The organism is Pseudomonas sp. S3_B08 (genome assembly GCF_054667725.1).
Map to the genome: position 1 here is coordinate 3,161,706 of NZ_CP162750.1, position 16,221 is coordinate 3,177,926.

14 protein-coding genes are annotated in these 16,221 nt (G+C 61.6%); 4 read left to right on the plus strand and 10 right to left on the minus strand.

All coding sequences use genetic code 11. The features are described from left to right. The first annotated feature begins 60 nt into the window (after window positions 1–60). Window positions 61–1,065: an NADP-dependent oxidoreductase gene (locus AB4N73_RS14315; protein WP_460142221.1), complete on the plus strand. Its 1,005-nt coding sequence runs from the start codon at window positions 61–63 to the stop codon at window positions 1,063–1,065. 125 nt (window positions 1,066–1,190) lie between these two features. Here AB4N73_RS14315 and pyrF read toward each other — a convergent pair whose 3' ends face one another. Further along, the gene (pyrF, locus tag AB4N73_RS14320) at window positions 1,191–1,889 is read right to left on the minus strand and encodes an orotidine-5'-phosphate decarboxylase (RefSeq protein ID WP_460142222.1); all 699 of its coding nucleotides are present in this window, start codon (window positions 1,887–1,889) and stop codon (window positions 1,191–1,193) included. Window positions 1,890–2,151: 262 nt separating this feature from the next. On the opposite strand from pyrF, the gene AB4N73_RS14325 reads away from it, so the two are divergent. Both AB4N73_RS14325 and AB4N73_RS14330 read left to right on the plus strand, forming a co-directional pair. Beyond that, window positions 2,152–2,901 (plus strand): response regulator, encoded by a 750-nt coding sequence (locus AB4N73_RS14325; protein WP_122746847.1) that lies wholly within the window; start codon window positions 2,152–2,154, stop codon window positions 2,899–2,901. Continuing rightward, complete coding sequence (locus tag AB4N73_RS14330; protein ID WP_460142223.1) at window positions 2,901–3,950, plus strand: ATP-binding protein; 1,050 nt, start codon at window positions 2,901–2,903, stop codon at window positions 3,948–3,950. Before AB4N73_RS14325 ends, AB4N73_RS14330 begins: the two co-directional genes overlap by 1 nt. Before the next feature lie 1,076 nt (window positions 3,951–5,026). Here AB4N73_RS14330 and AB4N73_RS14335 read toward each other — a convergent pair. The 4 genes from AB4N73_RS14335 to AB4N73_RS14350 all read right to left on the minus strand — a co-directional run bounded on the left by AB4N73_RS14335 (window position 5,027) and on the right by AB4N73_RS14350 (window position 8,716). Continuing rightward, complete coding sequence (locus tag AB4N73_RS14335; protein WP_056788161.1) at window positions 5,027–6,067, minus strand: AI-2E family transporter; 1,041 nt, start codon at window positions 6,065–6,067, stop codon at window positions 5,027–5,029. Between the two features lie 69 nt (window positions 6,068–6,136). After that, a complete protein-coding gene (locus tag AB4N73_RS14340; RefSeq protein ID WP_056788158.1) occupies window positions 6,137–6,943 on the minus strand; it encodes a DUF4892 domain-containing protein in 807 nt (268 codons plus the stop codon). A gap of 115 nt (window positions 6,944–7,058) precedes the next feature. Continuing rightward, window positions 7,059–7,913, minus strand: a complete 855-nt coding sequence (locus tag AB4N73_RS14345) for an alpha/beta hydrolase (RefSeq protein ID WP_460138321.1) — start codon at window positions 7,911–7,913, stop codon at window positions 7,059–7,061. After that, window positions 7,910–8,716 carry an alpha/beta fold hydrolase gene (locus tag AB4N73_RS14350; protein ID WP_460142224.1) on the minus strand — a complete coding sequence of 269 codons (807 nt, stop codon included), beginning with the start codon at window positions 8,714–8,716 and terminating at the stop codon, window positions 7,910–7,912. The genes AB4N73_RS14345 and AB4N73_RS14350 overlap by 4 nt, the downstream gene beginning before the upstream one ends. 216 nt (window positions 8,717–8,932) lie before the next feature. Between AB4N73_RS14350 and AB4N73_RS14355 the strand changes: the two genes are divergently transcribed. After that, window positions 8,933–11,911, plus strand: a complete 2,979-nt coding sequence (locus tag AB4N73_RS14355; RefSeq protein ID WP_460142225.1) for an RHS repeat domain-containing protein — start codon at window positions 8,933–8,935, stop codon at window positions 11,909–11,911. Window positions 11,912–11,957: 46 nt separating this feature from the next. Here the strand turns inward: AB4N73_RS14355 and AB4N73_RS14360 are convergent, their stop codons facing one another. The 5 genes from AB4N73_RS14360 to AB4N73_RS14380 all read right to left on the minus strand — a co-directional run bounded on the left by AB4N73_RS14360 (window position 11,958) and on the right by AB4N73_RS14380 (window position 16,126). Next, on the minus strand, window positions 11,958–12,386 hold the full coding sequence (locus AB4N73_RS14360) for a hotdog fold thioesterase (protein WP_460142226.1): 429 nt from the start codon (window positions 12,384–12,386) through the stop codon (window positions 11,958–11,960). A 31-nt stretch (window positions 12,387–12,417) separates the two neighbouring features. Further along, complete coding sequence (locus AB4N73_RS14365) at window positions 12,418–14,073, minus strand: AMP-binding protein (RefSeq protein WP_460142227.1); 1,656 nt, start codon at window positions 14,071–14,073, stop codon at window positions 12,418–12,420. 203 nt (window positions 14,074–14,276) lie between these two features. Further along, window positions 14,277–14,726 carry a phosphohistidine phosphatase SixA gene (sixA, locus tag AB4N73_RS14370; protein ID WP_460142228.1) on the minus strand — a complete coding sequence of 150 codons (450 nt, stop codon included), beginning with the start codon at window positions 14,724–14,726 and terminating at the stop codon, window positions 14,277–14,279. Beyond that, entirely contained in the window at window positions 14,723–15,070 is a 348-nt protein-coding gene (locus AB4N73_RS14375; RefSeq protein WP_016773653.1) for a DUF4389 domain-containing protein, read from the minus strand. The genes sixA and AB4N73_RS14375 overlap by 4 nt, the downstream gene beginning before the upstream one ends. A gap of 30 nt (window positions 15,071–15,100) precedes the next feature. After that, window positions 15,101–16,126, minus strand: coding sequence for an NAD(P)H-dependent glycerol-3-phosphate dehydrogenase (locus AB4N73_RS14380; RefSeq protein ID WP_024013958.1), 1,026 nt, complete (start codon window positions 16,124–16,126; stop codon window positions 15,101–15,103). Window positions 16,127–16,221 lie beyond the last annotated feature (95 nt).

Here is a 16,221-nt window from a genome sequence, read left to right on the forward strand (position 1 = left end):
CCTTGCGACATCGGCGTTGAAGAGCTATCAACAAGGCTTCATTCCATTCGAGTGCCTGTCATGACCAACCAGACCAATCGCCAGTTCCTGCTCGCCAAACGCCCGGTGGGCGCCGCGACCCGCGAGACTTTCACTTATCAGGAAGTTCCGGTCGGCGAGCCACAGGCGGGACAGATCCTGGTGAAAAACGAATACCTGTCCCTCGACCCGGCCATGCGTGGCTGGATGAACGAAGGCAAGTCCTACATCCCGCCGGTCGGTCTCGGTGAGGTCATGCGCGCACTGGGCGTGGGAAAAGTCATCGCCTCGAACAATCCCGGCTTTGCCGTCGGCGATTACGTCAACGGCGCTCTGGGTGTGCAGGATTATTTCCTCGGCGAGCCGCGCGGTTTCTACAAGGTCCACCCGAAACTCGCGCCATTGCCACGCTATCTGTCGGCGCTGGGCATGACCGGCATGACCGCCTACTTCGCCCTGCTCGATGTCGGCGCCCCGAAAGCCGGTGACACCGTGGTGCTGTCCGGCGCGGCCGGTGCGGTGGGCAGCGTGGCCGGGCAGATCGCCAAAATCAAAGGCTGCCGCGTCGTCGGCATCGCCGGCGGGGCCGACAAGTGCAAATTCCTCATCGACGAATTGGGTTTTGACGGCGCCATCGATTACAAGGCCGAAGACGTCGTGGCCGGTCTGAAGCGCGAATGCCCGAAAGGCGTGGACGTGTACTTCGATAACGTCGGTGGCGACATTCTCGACGCGGTGCTGAGCCGCTTGAACATGAAGGCGCGCGTGGTGATCTGCGGCGCCATCAGCCAGTACAACAATAAAGAAGCGGTCAAAGGCCCGGCCAATTACCTGTCACTGCTGGTCAATCGCGCGCGCATGGAAGGCTTTGTGGTGATGGACTACGCCGCGCAGTTCGCCAGCGCCGCCCAGGAGATGGCCGGCTGGATGGCCAACGGGCAGCTCAAGAGCAAGGAAGATGTGGTTGATGGGCTGGAGACGTTCCCCGAGACGCTGATGAAACTGTTCAACGGCGAGAACTTTGGCAAGTTGGTTCTGAAGGTTTAAGGCCAGCCTGAAACCAATGTGGGAGCGAGCCTGCTCGCGAAGCGGTGGATCAGTCGATAATGATGCCGACTGACACTCCCTCTTCGCGAGCAGGCTCGCTCCCACAGTCGGATCTTCAATAAGCTTTAGGAAATTTCGGCTACGACTGCGGCCAACGCCTGCGCCGGATCTGCCGCCTGGCTGATCGGACGGCCGATTACCAGGTAATCGGAACCGGCATCCAGCGCCTGACGCGGGGTCAGAATGCGCCGTTGATCATCCTGCGCGCTGCCCGCCGGGCGAATCCCCGGGGTCACCAGTTGCAGCGACGGGTGCGCGGCTTTCAGCGCCGACGCTTCCAGCGCCGAACACACCAGACCGTCCATCCCGGCCTTCTCGGCCAGTGCCGCCAGACGCAGCACTTGTTCCTGCGGCTCGATATTCAGACCGATACCGGCCAGATCCTCGCGCTCCATGCTGGTCAGCACGGTCACACCAATCAACAACGGTTGCGGACCACTGCGCTTGTCCAGCTCTTCACGGCAGGCGGCCATCATGCGCAGACCGCCCGAGCAGTGCACGTTGACCATCCACACACCCATCTCGGCAGCGGCTTTCACGGCCATCGCAGTGGTGTTGGGGATGTCGTGGAATTTGAGATCCAGAAACACTTCAAAACCCTTGTCACGCAGGGTGCCGACGATTTCCGCCGCGCAACTGGTGAACAGTTCCTTGCCCACTTTGACCCGGCACAGTTTCGGGTCCAACTGGTCGGCCAGCTTCAGTGCGGCGTCACGGGTGGGGAAATCCAGGGCGACGATGATAGGAGTCTGGCAGACGGACATGGATGGGCTCTCAGGCTGGTCGAAAACGGCGCGCATTGTAGCGGAACCGGCGGCGGCGCGGCACCCGATGATCGGTAAATCGTCGCGCTGGCGGTTATCAGCTTAGCCGGCGCGGCTATTGTGTCGACTCCGATACACAACCGACACGCCCGCAACACGCACCCGGGTTAGCCTCGCCCGGCGCAATACGTCCTTACAACAGCACTTCCCGCCCCCCGGCCGGACGCCTATGCTGAAACCACCCCTGGCAGTGAACAGCCCCATGCACAACACCCCGACAACCGTGACGGATGAAAGCAAAGACGACAAGCGCTGGAGCATCCGCGCGCTGATCGTCGACGATGACGTGCCGATCCGCGAGCTGATGATCGATTACCTCGCCCGTTTCAACATTCACGCCAGCGGCGTCACCGACGGCGCGGCGATGCGCCAGGCGCTGCAGGGCGAACATTTCGACGTCATCGTCCTCGACCTGATGCTGCCCGGCGAAGACGGCCTGTCGCTGTGTCGCTGGCTGCGCGCCGAATCGGACATCCCGATCCTGATGCTCACCGCCCGCTGCGAACCCACCGACCGCATCATCGGCCTGGAACTGGGCGCCGACGATTACATGGCCAAACCGTTCGAACCACGCGAACTGGTCGCCCGCATCCAGACCATCCTGCGCCGCGTGCGCGACGACCGCACTGACCAGCGCGCCAACATTCGCTTCGACAACTGGCGCCTCAACAGCGTCCTGCGCCAAGTGGTCGCCGACAACGGCCTGGTAGTGCCCTTGTCCAATGCCGAATTCCGCCTGCTCTGGGTCTTCATCGAACGCCCGCGCCGCGTGCTCAGCCGCGAACAACTGCTTGACGCCGCTCGCGGTCGCTCGATCGAAGCCTTCGACCGCAGCATCGACCTGCTGGTCTCGCGCCTGCGGCAAAAACTCGGCGACGACCCGAAAGCCCCGCAACTGATCAAGACCGTGCGCGGCGAGGGTTACCTGTTCGACGCGCGGGACATCGGCTGATGAAGGCGCGCTTCGACACCCTGTTCGGTCGCCTGTTCGGGGTGCTGTTCGCGGCAATTGTCCTGGCGCACCTGCTGGCCTTCGCCTGGTTCAGGCTCTACGGCCCTCCTCCGCCCCCACCACCGCCCGAGTTCTCAGCGAACATCGACGGCCAACCGCCCATGCGCGACGCCGCTTATCCACCGAGGCAAGCGCGCCCATGGTTCGGTGGCCCGGTGGTGCCGCTGACCTTTCAATTCATCACGCTGATGATCGCCGCCTGGTACGGTGCCAAGCTGCTCACCCGGCCGATCCAGCGCCTGAGCGACGCCGCCGAGCGCCTGAGCGAAGACCTCGACAGCGCCCCCCTCGACGAATCCGGCCCGCGCGAAGCCCGGCAAGCGGCGCACACCTTCAACCTCATGCAACGGCGCATCCGCGAACAGGTCCAGCAACGCGCGCGCATGCTCGGCGCCGTCTCCCACGACCTGCGCACACCACTGTCACGCCTGAAACTGCGTCTGGAAAACATCAGCGACGACAAACTGCAAAGCCAGATGCGCCAGGACCTGGACGACATGATCGGCATGCTCGACGCCACCCTCACCTATCTGCACGAACAACGCACCAGCGAAGCCTTGCAGTTGCTGGACGTGCAGGCGCTGGTCGAATCGCTGTGCGAGAACGCCCAGGACCAGGGCGCCGATGTACAGGCCAGCGGCCACTGCGCGCCTTTGCCAGTGCAACCGATGGCGCTGCGTTCGTGCATCAACAACCTGCTGGACAACGCCCTGCGCTACGCCGGACAGGCACGGATTGAACTGCTGGAACAGCGCGAAGAACTGCTGATTCGGGTAATTGATCACGGACCGGGTATTGCTGAAGAACAGCGGGAAGCCGTGTTTGAACCGTTCTACCGACTGGAAGGATCGCGCAACCGCAACTCCGGCGGCGTAGGGCTAGGCATGACCATCGCCCGCGAAGCCGCGCAGCGATTGGGAGGGCAATTGAATCTGGAGGAAACACCGGGGGGTGGGCTGACCGCCATTGTCCGCTTGCCACGGGGCTGAGGCTCAGCCGACTTGAAGAGGGAGCGAGGCTGCTCGCGAAAGCGTCTGATGATTCAATACATCTGTTGAATGTACCGGCCTCTTCGCGAGCAGGCTCGCTCCCACAATGAAACTGATTGTATTCGGCAGATATTGGCTGGATGTGAGGGCGCTATCGCTGGCAAGCCAGCTCCCACAGGGATCGAGTGATTTCAGAGAGAGATGGGTCGGCTGTCAGGCCGCCTTCGCGAGCAGGCTCGCTCCCACAATGAAACTGAGTGCATTAGGTAGATATTGGCTGGATGTGAGGGCGCTATCGCTGGCAAGCCAGCTCCCACAGGGATCGAGTGGTTTCAGAGAGATATGGGTGGCTGCCAGGCCGCCTTCGCGAGCAGGCTCGCTCCCACAATGAAACTGAGTGTATTCGGCAGATATTGGCTGGATGTGAGGGCGCTATCGCTGGCAAGCCAGCTCCCACAGGGATCGAGTGATTTCAGAGAGAGATGGGGCGGCTGTCAGGCCGCCTTCGCGAGCAAGCTCGCTCCCACAATGAAACTGATTGTATTCGGTAGATATTGGCTGGATGTGAGGGCGCTATCGCTGGCAAGCCAGCTCCCAGAGGGATCGAGTGATTTCAGAGAGAGATGGGTCGGCTGTCAGGCCGCCTTCGCGAGCAGGCTCGCTCCCACAAAATCAAAATCAAAAGCAAAGCAGCGCAGCTGCCCGCGGCGAAGCCGCCCCACTCAACAATGAGCGCAAGCTCGAGTACTCTTGATCTTGATCCACCGGCGACGTCGGAAGGCTGAGCGGAGGGATTGATCCGGGCGTGGGAGCGCAGCGACCGTCTGGCGCAGCCAGACACAGCGGAAGGAGGTGCAGCGAAGCAAACCGGAGCCGCTGCGCCCGGATCGATCCCGCAGCGAAGGAACCCGAGCCTGCGAGGGCCGAACGCAGGAGCAAGCCTTTTGGGTTACCTTTTTGGCGTTTGAAAAAGGTGACCCGCCGTAAGGGCGGAACCCTAAGTCGCCGTTACCGCAGAAATGGATATTCACCCAAAACCCCAAGAGCCCGGTCGGCCCAAAGGCCGCCAAGCCCCCCTAGACCCGAGCCTGACTCTTACTCCAATCCGTCAAAAGACTATAAGCCACCGCCAACAACGTAGGCCCAATAAACAACCCGATAAAGCCAAACGCAATCAACCCGCCAAACACCCCGAGCAACACAATCACCAACGGCAGATTACCGCCACGGCTGATCAGATACGGCTTGAGCACGTTGTCCACGCCACTGATGATGAACGTCCCCCAGATCCCGAGAAACACCGCCATCCCGTACTCGCCCTTCCACGCCAACCAAGCCGTGGCCGGCACCCACACCAGCGGTGGCCCCATCGGAATCAGACTCAGCAGAAACGTGACGATCCCCAGCACCAGCGCCCCGGGAACCCCGGCAATGAAAAAGCCAATCAACGCCAGCACTGCCTGCGCCGCCGCTGTACCAATCACACCGTTGACCACCCGCTGCACCGTACCGGCGACAAGTTCGATGTAATAGCCAGCACGATCACCAATCAAGCGCTGCAGCAGACTGTGCACAAACGCCGCCAGTCGCGGCCCGTCACGGTAGAAAAAGAACACGAACACCAGACTCAGCGTCAGCTCGAGAATCCCCCCGCCGATCTGCGCGCTGCGTGCCAGCAACCAGTTGCCGACCTGCCCCAGATACGGCTTGATCGAGACCATCAACGCCGCGCCCTGTTGATCGATGCTGTCCCACATCGACACCAGCCGCTCACCAATCAAAGGCACGCTGCCAAGCCAGGTCGGTGCTTCCGGCAAACCGTCGACCTGCACATCCTTGATGAATGCCGTGGCATCGCGCACATGATCGGCGAGGTTGAAACCCAGCCACACCAGTGGCGCCGCCACCAGCAACATCCAGCCCAGTGTCAGGATCAACGCGGCCAGCGATTCGCGGCCATTGAGCCAGCGCGTGAGCAAACGCATCAGCGGCCAACTGGCAAACGCCAGCACCGCGCCCCAGAACAGCGCCGACCAGAACGGCGCCATCACCCAAAGGCTGGCACCAAACAACACCAGCAGCAGAATCTGCACCAGCAGGCGATCGTTATTGAGCATGGGAAGTCCCGGCAAAGTCAGTCAGCGAAAGAGTAGGCGAACACTGTGTGCGTGCTCGCCCGGCACAGCTTATCGCAACAAGTCGATGCGCAGGCCCGAGCCTTCGAGATTGCCGGCTTCCAGACGTGCCGCCCGTACGCCCTGATTGATCAGCGCCTGGCGCCAGGCTTCGGCCTTGGGCCCGGAAACCGTGACCCGCAAGGTCGTGTCGAGATTCAGACCACGGGAAATCAGGCGCAGCCAGGTGGCATCCGGTTCATCGACCAGTTTCGGAAAATCCAGCTCGCCGGTGCTTTTCAACTGACGCAGCAGGGTCGCCGAGGTCGGCAGCAATTCGCCCAACGGCGCCGCAGCCTCGAATTGCTCGACATGCAGATAGGCTTTGCGATTGCCGCGAGTGATGCTGTAAAGCGCCACCAGCGTGTTGTCCTTTGGCGCCGCCAGCCTCAACAACAGATAAGCCTGTTGCTCGTCAGAGCCATACAGCTTGGCGTTGCCGAAGACCTCGTTGGCCCACAGGCTGCTTTCGCCGCAATCGCGGGCCTGGCACCAGAACAGCAATTCGGCATCCTGCTGTTGCAGGGCTTCGCGGGCGGCAGTAAAGGCTTCGGTGGCGGAATGTTCCGGCGGCAACTCGTAGGTCACCGAGGTAGTCTGGCCGCGGGCGGTGACCTGACCGTCGAACCGCAACTGGCCGCTGATCTTGCGGATCGAGCCCAGCGGGTAGATGCGCTCCAGCTCGGCCGCCGGGCGATAGTCGACGATCTGCGCGTCGGCCAGACGCGGCACGATTTGCAGATCCTGGCTGCCCGGCACATCGGCAGCGAAGGACAAGGAGCTGAAGCAGCACAGCGCGAAGAGACTGAGTGACCGCATAGTCAGCCTCACCGGACGGTCATGGCTGGGCGGGTCGGGGTCGCAGCGGTATAGAAATCCATCGAGTTTGTCTCCCATTTCAACCCGCCCAGCCTCGACAGTTGCCCGCTGCAAGTCAAGGCATGGCGAAGAAGCGATTGAAACAGTCTGCTACAAGACCTGCGCCAGCCTCGTCATTCAGGTGCAAATGATGCCCGCCCGGCAACTCTTCGTGGCTGAAGGGTAGACGCTCCAGCAACTCAGGATGCCTGGCCAGCATGCCATCCGCCGCGACCACCAGACGCGCCGGGCAACTGACGCGCGAGGCAAACGCCATCGCCTGTTCTTCAGTAAGGCGCAGCGGCGATGGCAGAGTCAGGCGATTGTCGGTGCGCCAGGTGTAACCGCCGGGCACCGGCATCAACCCGCGCTGGGCCAACAGTTCAGCGGCTTCGCGACTGACCGCCACCAGGCCTTTCATCCGCGCCTCGATGGCACGCTCGAGGGTGGTGTAGACCGGTTTGCGCTTTTCCCGCAGATCAAGTTGCGCCTGCAGGGCCATGCCCATGCGTTCGGCAGCGTTTTCGCCCTTGTCTGTCGGAGGAATCACGCCGTCGATCAGCGCGAGATGGCTGATGCGCTCGGGCAGCGAACCGGCCAGCACCATCGAGACAATCGCGCCCATCGAATGCCCGAGCAGGCCGAAACGCTTCCAGCCCAGCTGCTCGGCGACTTGCAGTACATCATGGGCGTAGTCCCACAGCGCATAACCGGCGCCGCTTGGTCGATGAGCGGAATGACCGTGGCCGGCCATGTCCAGCGCGACGATGCGCAAGCCATCAAGCTTGGGCGCCAGCCGGGCGAAGCTATTGGCGTTGTCGAGCCAGCCGTGCAACGCGATCACCGGCAGGCCGTCCTCGGGGCCGAACATATGCGCGGCCAATTCGATGTGCGGCAGGTTCAGGCGCACTTCTTCGCAGGTCGGGCTCATGCGCAATCCTTGTTCTGCCGCTGCTGCCAGCGCATGAACAGATTCTTGAGCAGCCGCGCCGTGTCCTGCGGGCGCTCCAGCGGGAACATGTGCCCGCCAGGCATGCTCAGCGCCTCGCCCTGGGGCAGGCGCGAGACGAAACGTGTGTGATGGCGCATGACCACCCGGCTCTTGTGCCCGCGCACGATGGCCAGCGGCACCTGCAACTGGCGGGTGCGCCCGGGACTGGTGTGCGGCACGCCGCGATAAATGCTGATTTCGGTGGCCGGGTCAAAACGCAGACGCAGCTTGTCGTCGACCTGATGCAAACCGTGTTGCAGGTAGGCATCGAAGCATTCCGGATCGAAGCCGCGAAACAGGGTTTTGCCGGAAAAGTAAATGCGTGCACTGTCGAGATCGGCGAATTCTTCACGCCGCCCGAGGGTGCGCCCGGCGGGTGTCAGCCGGTCGATGAAACCAAAGCGCTTGGCCGCGCGAATCACCCACTGATCAGTGCGGGTCAGTACTGGCGAGTCGAGCATGACCACGCCGCGATACAGCTCGGGACAACGCAACGCCGCATGCAGGTGCAGCAGACCGCCAAAGGAATGGCCGACGCCCCACACCGGCTGCTCTTGCTGCTCCAGGTGATGGATCAGTTCATCGACCAGGTTGTACCAGTTGTCGTCCGCCGGAAAACGCGGGTCATGGGCGTGCTGCTCCAGATGCACGACCCGATACTCCGGCGCCAGCGCCGCGAACAACTTGCCATAGGTCCCCGAGGGGAAACCGTTGGCGTGGGCGAAAAAGATCGGTTGCGACATGCGGGCAAATCCATGAGCGGGAAACGTGGCGTTGATTGTCCGCAAGAGCCGCGTCGACAGCAATGACCGTAACGGCCACGAATAGTGGCGATGACGTTTTATCCATACAGACGTTGAACCGGTCGTCGCAATCTACGCTCACCTGTAATTTCTGACAGTTGACCGCTGGCCGCTCTTGTCCGATAAACGAATCAGGTCCAGCACTCGGGATGCGTCATGCACACTCATACGCCGACACTCGCCGTGATGGATTCACGAGGACTGAACGTTGCTACGGTGTCCTATTGTCGTGAAGTGCCCGGTGGGCCGATCGACCTCCGTATCTATCGCCAACGCTACAACGCTTCAGGTCAATTGACTGAAGCCTGCGATCCACGCCTGGGTGCGCTGCATCAGCGCGAACCCGACGCCCGCCCCAACCTGACCGTGATTTCCAGCCTCACAGGGGTATCCCTTTCCAGCGACAGCGTCGATGGCGCGCTTCGCCTGATATTGCCGGGCGCAGCAGGACAACGCCTCATCGCCTGGGACGGGCTGATGACGCAGACGTTGACCGACTATGATTTGCTGCTGCGCCCGGTCAGTATCGTCGAACACGTACAGGGCATGAGCGCCAGAAACAGTGGCTTTTTCAGTTACGGCGACAGCTCGTCGTCGTGCGCAGCGCGTAACCAATGCGGCCGAATTGTTCGCCATGACGATAGTGCCGGCAGCGAATTTTTTCCTGAATATTCCCTCACGGGCGAACAGCTCAGGTGTGTGCGGCATTTCCTCAGCGACCTCGACGAACCAGACTGGCCGCAAGCCTTGGCAGACAGAGACCTGCTCCACGAACACGGGAGCGGTGCAGCAACCCACATCGGCTATAACGCACTGAATGAAACCATCAGCCAGCAAGACGCCACGGGCAATCAGAAGCAGCTTCATTTTGACGTAGGCGGACAACTCAACCAGATCAGTCTCAAAGTCGCGCAGGATTCGCAGCCCAGACTGTTATTGCACGATATCCAGTACAACGCGGGCAATCAGGTTTTACGTCAGGCAGCCGCTAACGGCGTTATCAGCCAGAATCTCTACGATCCACAGAGCGGCCGGCTCCTGAAGATCATTGCCGAAAAGGACGGGTGCCCCGCCCTGCAACATCTGGTCTATTGCTACGATCCGGTCGGCAACATCCTCAGTGTCGAGGACATGGCGCAGCCCACGCGCTTTTTTCGCAACCAGACCGTCAATCCTGTTTCCTCGTTTATCTATGACAGCCTCTACCAATTGATCGGTGCCACGGGTTGGCAACGAAGCGGCACGGTCAATGGCCCCCAGGAGCCGGTCTTCAGCTCTCCACCAGATTCGGCGCAGCTCGAAAACTACCGCCAGACCTACACCTATGATGCAGCCGGCAACCTCATCGCCCTGGTTCACAGCGCCGCAAGCAAGAACTGGACGCAGCGCACGGCGATTTCCAGATACAGCAATCGCGGCCTGGAACAGACTGTCAGCGGCACGCTGCCCGACGAGCTGGAGATTTCCGCCGGGTTCGATAGCAACGGCAACCGGAAAATGCTCCAGCCCGGCCAGCCTTTGCGGTGGAGTGCTGGCGGACGATTGCTCCAGGTCGATCAGGTAATGCGCAAGGACGCTACAAACGACTGCGAACGCTATGTGTATGACGGTGCGGGCCAGCGCCAGCGCAAAATACGCCTCATCCAATCGCCAGCACTCGTGCAACTGCATGAAACGCGCTATCTGCCAGGACTGGAAATACGCCATCGGGCCGATGAAACCTTGCACGTCATTTCCGTACAGGCAGGACGCTGTGCTGTTGAAATCCTGCACTGGGACACGAAGGACAAGGTTGCTGATCAATATCGCTACCAGTTCAGCAACCATCTTGGCTCGAACATGCTGGTCCTCGACGATCAGGCCAACATCATTTGCGAGGAGAACTATTTTCCCTACGGCGGCACCTCGTGGTGGGCAGGCCCGGATCAGGTACAGGCCCGCTACAAGACCCGTCGCTACGCAGGCCAGGAGCTCGATGCCACCGGCCTTTACTATTATGGCCAACGCTTCTATGCGCCTTGGTTGATGCGCTGGATCAGCCCCGATCCGGTGGGTATCACCGATGGTCTGAACCGCTATTTGATGGTGCGCGGCAATCCCGTCAGGTTTGTCGACCGCCAAGGGCTGACAGGATGGGATACCGCCGGGGCAGCGGGCGCGACGGCCACGCGCGAGTTTGTCAGCTCAGCTGTCGCCACTGCCGCACAAGCAGCTTTCGTCGGTTTCCTGCCTTCGGCCAACGTAGCGGTCGGCATCGGAGGTGCGTTGGCGGGTGCCGTAACCGGCGGCATCAGTGGCTATGCCGGTGCCAACTGGGCGCAGAGCTCCATGCATATCAGTTCGCCGGCCGATTGGGGACCTCTGGCTGCGAAAATCGGCGGTGCCGTAATAGGTGCAGCCTTGGGCGCCGCGCCTTCCCTGCTCGGCATGCTCGATCCACGGGGCAATCCCGCAGCGGCGGGCCAGATTGGCAGCGCCTTCGGTACGCTGTTTCGTGAGATATCGGCGCAGTATCTCGCCAATGCCGGTCCGAGCAACCCAGCTGTGGGCCGTGTCGATCCGCTCACGGGAGCGGCCAGCGTGGTTGGGGCAGGATTGGCAGCAGGCGCCACCGGATTCGGTGGCTCAGTGCTGTTTGGCACCGACGCAACCGGTAATGTGTTGCAGTCGGTTCTTTCCGTCTCGGCAGTCACGGCTGCCAGTGCTGCCGCTGCCTCAGCGGTAAGAGGAGCGCGGGGAACACCAGCCAGGCCTTCGAGCGACAGTGAACCGAGCTTCAACCAGGAGAACGCGGTGGTCGGCTACAGCAGCCGTCATTTCTTTTTATCTCTGGGGCAGATCGCCAATCTCGCCGTTTCACAGATCCCTGGCTACGACGCGCTGGACGTACATACCAGAACGGCAGTTAGCCGTGCAGTCGTCAGCGCAGTCGGGGACATACGCTCGACTTTTGTCACGATCGCCAAGCCCGGCCTGAGCGCAGAACTGGGCACAACCTTCTGGGATCTTGAAAAAAACGAGGTCGGCGCCGGCATCGTTCGCGAAAGCCCGCCGGCCGATGTCGACCAATACTACGTGGTTAGCGAGACCAGTCCGGGCCAGCGAAAATACTCCCGAGCACAACTCAACTTTTAAGTGAGGTGATGCCACCGTCCGACCGCTACCATCAACGCAGCGGCGGCTATTCCCCCAGCGGCACCACCGCCATGGTCAGGCGCGACACGCAACTGGCCTTGCCTTCGTCGCTGGTCAAACGGATGTCCCAGACATGCGTGGTGCGGCCGATATGGATCGGCGTGGCCACCGCCGTCACCCTTCCGCTACGCAAGCCGCGCAAGTGGTTGGCGTTGATCTCCAGGCCGACGCAATAGAACTTGCTGGCATCGATGCACAGATAACTGGCCATCGAGCCGACGGTTTCCGCCAGCACCACCGATGCGCCGCCATGCAGCAGACCGTAAGGCTGGTGGGTGCGATGGTCGATGACCATGCTCGCGGTCAGCGACTGTTCGTCGAAGGCTTCGAAGCGAATATCCAGCACTTCGCCAATGGTGTTTTTCTGGATCGCATTCAGCTGTTCGATGTCGGGAGTAGTACGCCACAAGCTCATCGCAGACTTCCTTTGTTGTTGTAGTCGACGCTTAATCCTGCCACAGCACCGCCTCGCTGCGCGCGCTCCATTCTTCGAAACGCGCGCCGTAGCGGTCTTCGATGACGTTGCGTTTGATTTTCAGGGTCGGCGTGAGGAAGCCGTTGTCCACCGCCCAACTGTCCTTGACCACTACCAGTCGGTGCAGGCGTTCGTGCTTGTCGAGGGCGGCGTTGACCTCCTCCAGCAATTTTTCCAGGCTGGCGTGCAGGCTGGCACGAGGCTCTTGCTGATTGACCGTCGACAGCACGCACAACCCCAGCGGTGCACTCAGGCCATCGCCGACCACGCACACTTGTTCGATGCGTGAATGCACGGCCAGACGGTTTTCGATCGGCGCCGGCGCGACGTATTTGCCCTTGCTGGTCTTGAAGATTTCCTTGAGCCGGCCGGTCAGGCGCAGACGCCCTTCGCTGTCCTGCTCGCCCTTGTCGCCGGTGCGCAGAAAGCCGTCGGCAGTCAGCGTCTCGGCGGTTTTCTGCGGTTCCTTGAAATAGCCGAGCATGTTGGCCTGACTGCGCACCTGCACTTCGCCGGACTCATCGATGCGCACCTCGACTTCCGGGCACGGCTGGCCGATCCAGCCCTGTTTGTATCGCCCCGGCAGACAGATATGCGAATAGCCGCAGCCCTCGGTCATGCCGTACACCTCCAGCACATCGAGGCCGAGTTTCTGATACCAGGCGAGCAAGGTCTGCGGTACCGGCGCGGCACCGGACAACGCCACGCGCAAGGCATCCAGGCCGAGCCCGGCCAGCACTTTGTGGCCGACCCGCTTGCCAATGAAGGGCAGCCCGAGAAGGAAATCCAGACGCTGCGCCGGGATCTTGCTGTACACACCCATCTGGAATTTGGTCCAGATACGCGGCACGCCAAACATTGCCGTCGGCCGCGCGCGCTGCAGATCGGTGATGAAAGTCTCGAGGCTTTCGGCGAAGAACACTGTCTGTCCGGTATAGATCGAGGCCAATTCGACAAACATGCGCTCGGCAACGTGGCACAGCGGCAGATATGACAGCAGCCGATCGTTCTCGTTGAGCCCGAACAGCTGCGTGCCACGACTGGTGGCGAAACCGAGATTGGCGAAACTGTGCATCACGCCTTTGGGCAGGCCGGTGGTGCCGGAGGTGTAAATGATCGTCGCCAATTGCTCGGCGGCGGGACGTGGATCGTCCTGGATTGGCGAACAGCTCTGCAGATCCGCCCAGCTGTAATCGAACTCGCCCGGCGGATGCAGTGGCAGGCTGATGGTCGGTAAACCCGTCGGCACGCCTTGCGCCATGCCTGCCCAGTCATCGAGCTTACCGATGAACGCCAGCGCACTTTCCGAATGAGTCAGCACCTGCGCAACGGATTCAGCGGTGAGATTGGGGTACAGCGGCACCGACACATGCCCGGCCATCCAGATCGCCAGATCGGCGATGATCCAGTGCGCGCAATTTTTTGAGATCAGGGCGATATGGCTGCCGGACGGCAGCTCCCGGGCCCGCAACCAGTGCGCGGCGCAGCGGGCCTGATGGCCGACATCGGCCCACGTCAGCGTCTCGACCTGACCGCCGCCGATGGGCTGCACAAGAAAGCGCTGGCGCGGGTGCCGGGCTTCCCGTTCGTAGAACACGTCCAGCGGCAAACGGAAGGCGGCAGACATGCGACTCGCTCCTGTTTTTTTGGTCTGGAGCAAGCGTAGTCAACCAAGCAAGTGCTTGGTTGGAATTTTCAAACAAATAATTTCATGGGTTGGCAGAAATCAATGTGGGAGCGAGCCTGCTCGCGAATGCAGTATGTCAGCCCCAAAAAGGGTGAATGACACGCCGCCTTCGCGAGCAGGCTCGCTCCCACAGGGATATGGCGTTAAGGGTGCTTGAGGCTGTTGAGCTTCATCGAGCCGATCAGCAGTTCACTGTGCTCAAGCTCCGCCAGCCCCGCCGTACTGACCCGCTCCGGCGGATGCCCGGCGCCGTGCTGCAGATAGCTGAGCAGATTACCCACCAACGGGTTGTGGCTGACCAGCAGCACATTGCTCACCGCGACCAATTGCTCGGCGACCTTGTCCGGATCGCTTTCCGGCGTCAGCCATTCGACCGTGCGAATCTCCGGCTCGAAACCCAATGCGTCGCGCACGATCTGCGCGGTTTGCTGCGCGCGCAGATAAGGGCTGGCGTAAATCGCCGTCAGCGGCTGGCCCATGAGATGCGCGGCGCTGCTCAGGACTTCTTTACGACCATGCTCGGTCAACTCGCGCTCGGAATCGATCTTCGAGTGAGGCACCGCCTCACCATGACGCAATACCCACAGTTTCATAGTTTGGGCTCCTCATCGCGCACCGGATGCGCGGCCGGGGCGACGGTGTGCGGCGCTTCACCTTCCGGGGTGCGCGGCGCCGGCCAGTCGGCGAACGGCCAGGGCTTCTGGTCACTGTGAAACGTGCCGAAGCGGCCGATCTGCGCGAGGAACTGGCTGAGGCTGTCGCCGAAATTCATCAGGCTGGCGCTCGGTGCGCCGTAGATCAGGCGGTAGATCAGTTGCACCAATACCACCGCGCCGAGGATGAACTGCGCGACTTGCCAGACCAGCAGATAAACAATCATCCACAACACCCGCAGGAGGATGGATTCGTACTGGGTTTCGCTTTTCGGATCGTTCATGGCTTGCTTCCTGTCCGTGTAACAGCTGAATCAGTTGAAACCGCTGGTGGAAATAAAGTCGACGTCGGTTTTCGGCTCGGCACGCATCAGTAGACCGATCACCTGCTCCAGCGTGCGTCCTTCGAACAGGATCGCGTGCAGCCCGGCGACCAGCGGCATGTACACGCCGACTTCCTGGGACTTGGCCTTGAGCACCTTGAGGGTGTTGACCCCTTCGGCGACCTCGCCGAGACGCGACACCGCTTCGTCAAGGCTCAAGCCCTGACCGAGGGCGAAGCCGACCTGGTAGTTGCGGCTCTTGGGCGATGAACAGGTGACGATCAGATCGCCAACCCCGGCCAGACCAAGGAAGGTCATCGGGTTGGCGCCCTGATTCACGGCGAAGCGGGTCATCTCCGCCAAGGCGCGAGTGATCAGCATGCTCTTGGTGTTCTCGCCCATCTCCAGCGCCACCGCCATGCCGGCGATGATCGCGTAAACGTTTTTCAACGCACCGCCCAGCTCGACACCGAAACGGTCGGCGCTGGCGTAAACGCGGAAGGTGCGCCCGTGCAGGGCGGCTTGCACCGCTTTGCACAGTTCTTCGTCTTCGCTGGCGACCACCGTGGCGGTCAGCGCGTGCTCGGCGATTTCCCGCGCCAGGTTCGGCCCGGACAACACGCCGATCCGCGCCTGCGGGGCGATCTCTTCGAGAATCTGGCTCATCAGCTTGAAGGTCTGCGCTTCGATGCCTTTGGTAAGGCTGACCAGCATCTTGCCGCTCAAGCGCTCGGCGTGGGCGGCGAGTACCGTGCGCAAGGCGCTGGATGGCAGCGCGACAAAGCACAGATCGCAGGCATCGAGAGTGGCCTGCAGGTCGGTGACAGCGGTCACCCCCGGGAGAATCTTGATGCCTTTGAGGTAACGCGGGTTTTCGCGGTTGACCCGGATGGCCTCGGCCTGCTCGGGGTCACGCATCCACTGAAGGACTTGATGGCCGTTCTCGGCCAGCAGATTGGCCACGGCGGTACCAAAACTTCCGCCTCCCAGGACCGCAATCGGGCGCTGTTCAGTCATATGCAATCCGTTAATCCATACCAGTGGCGATGCCGGGCATTATACGGGGCGACCCGGTGGCGGCCAGCCCCAGCAACAATTACCGACATTTGTAG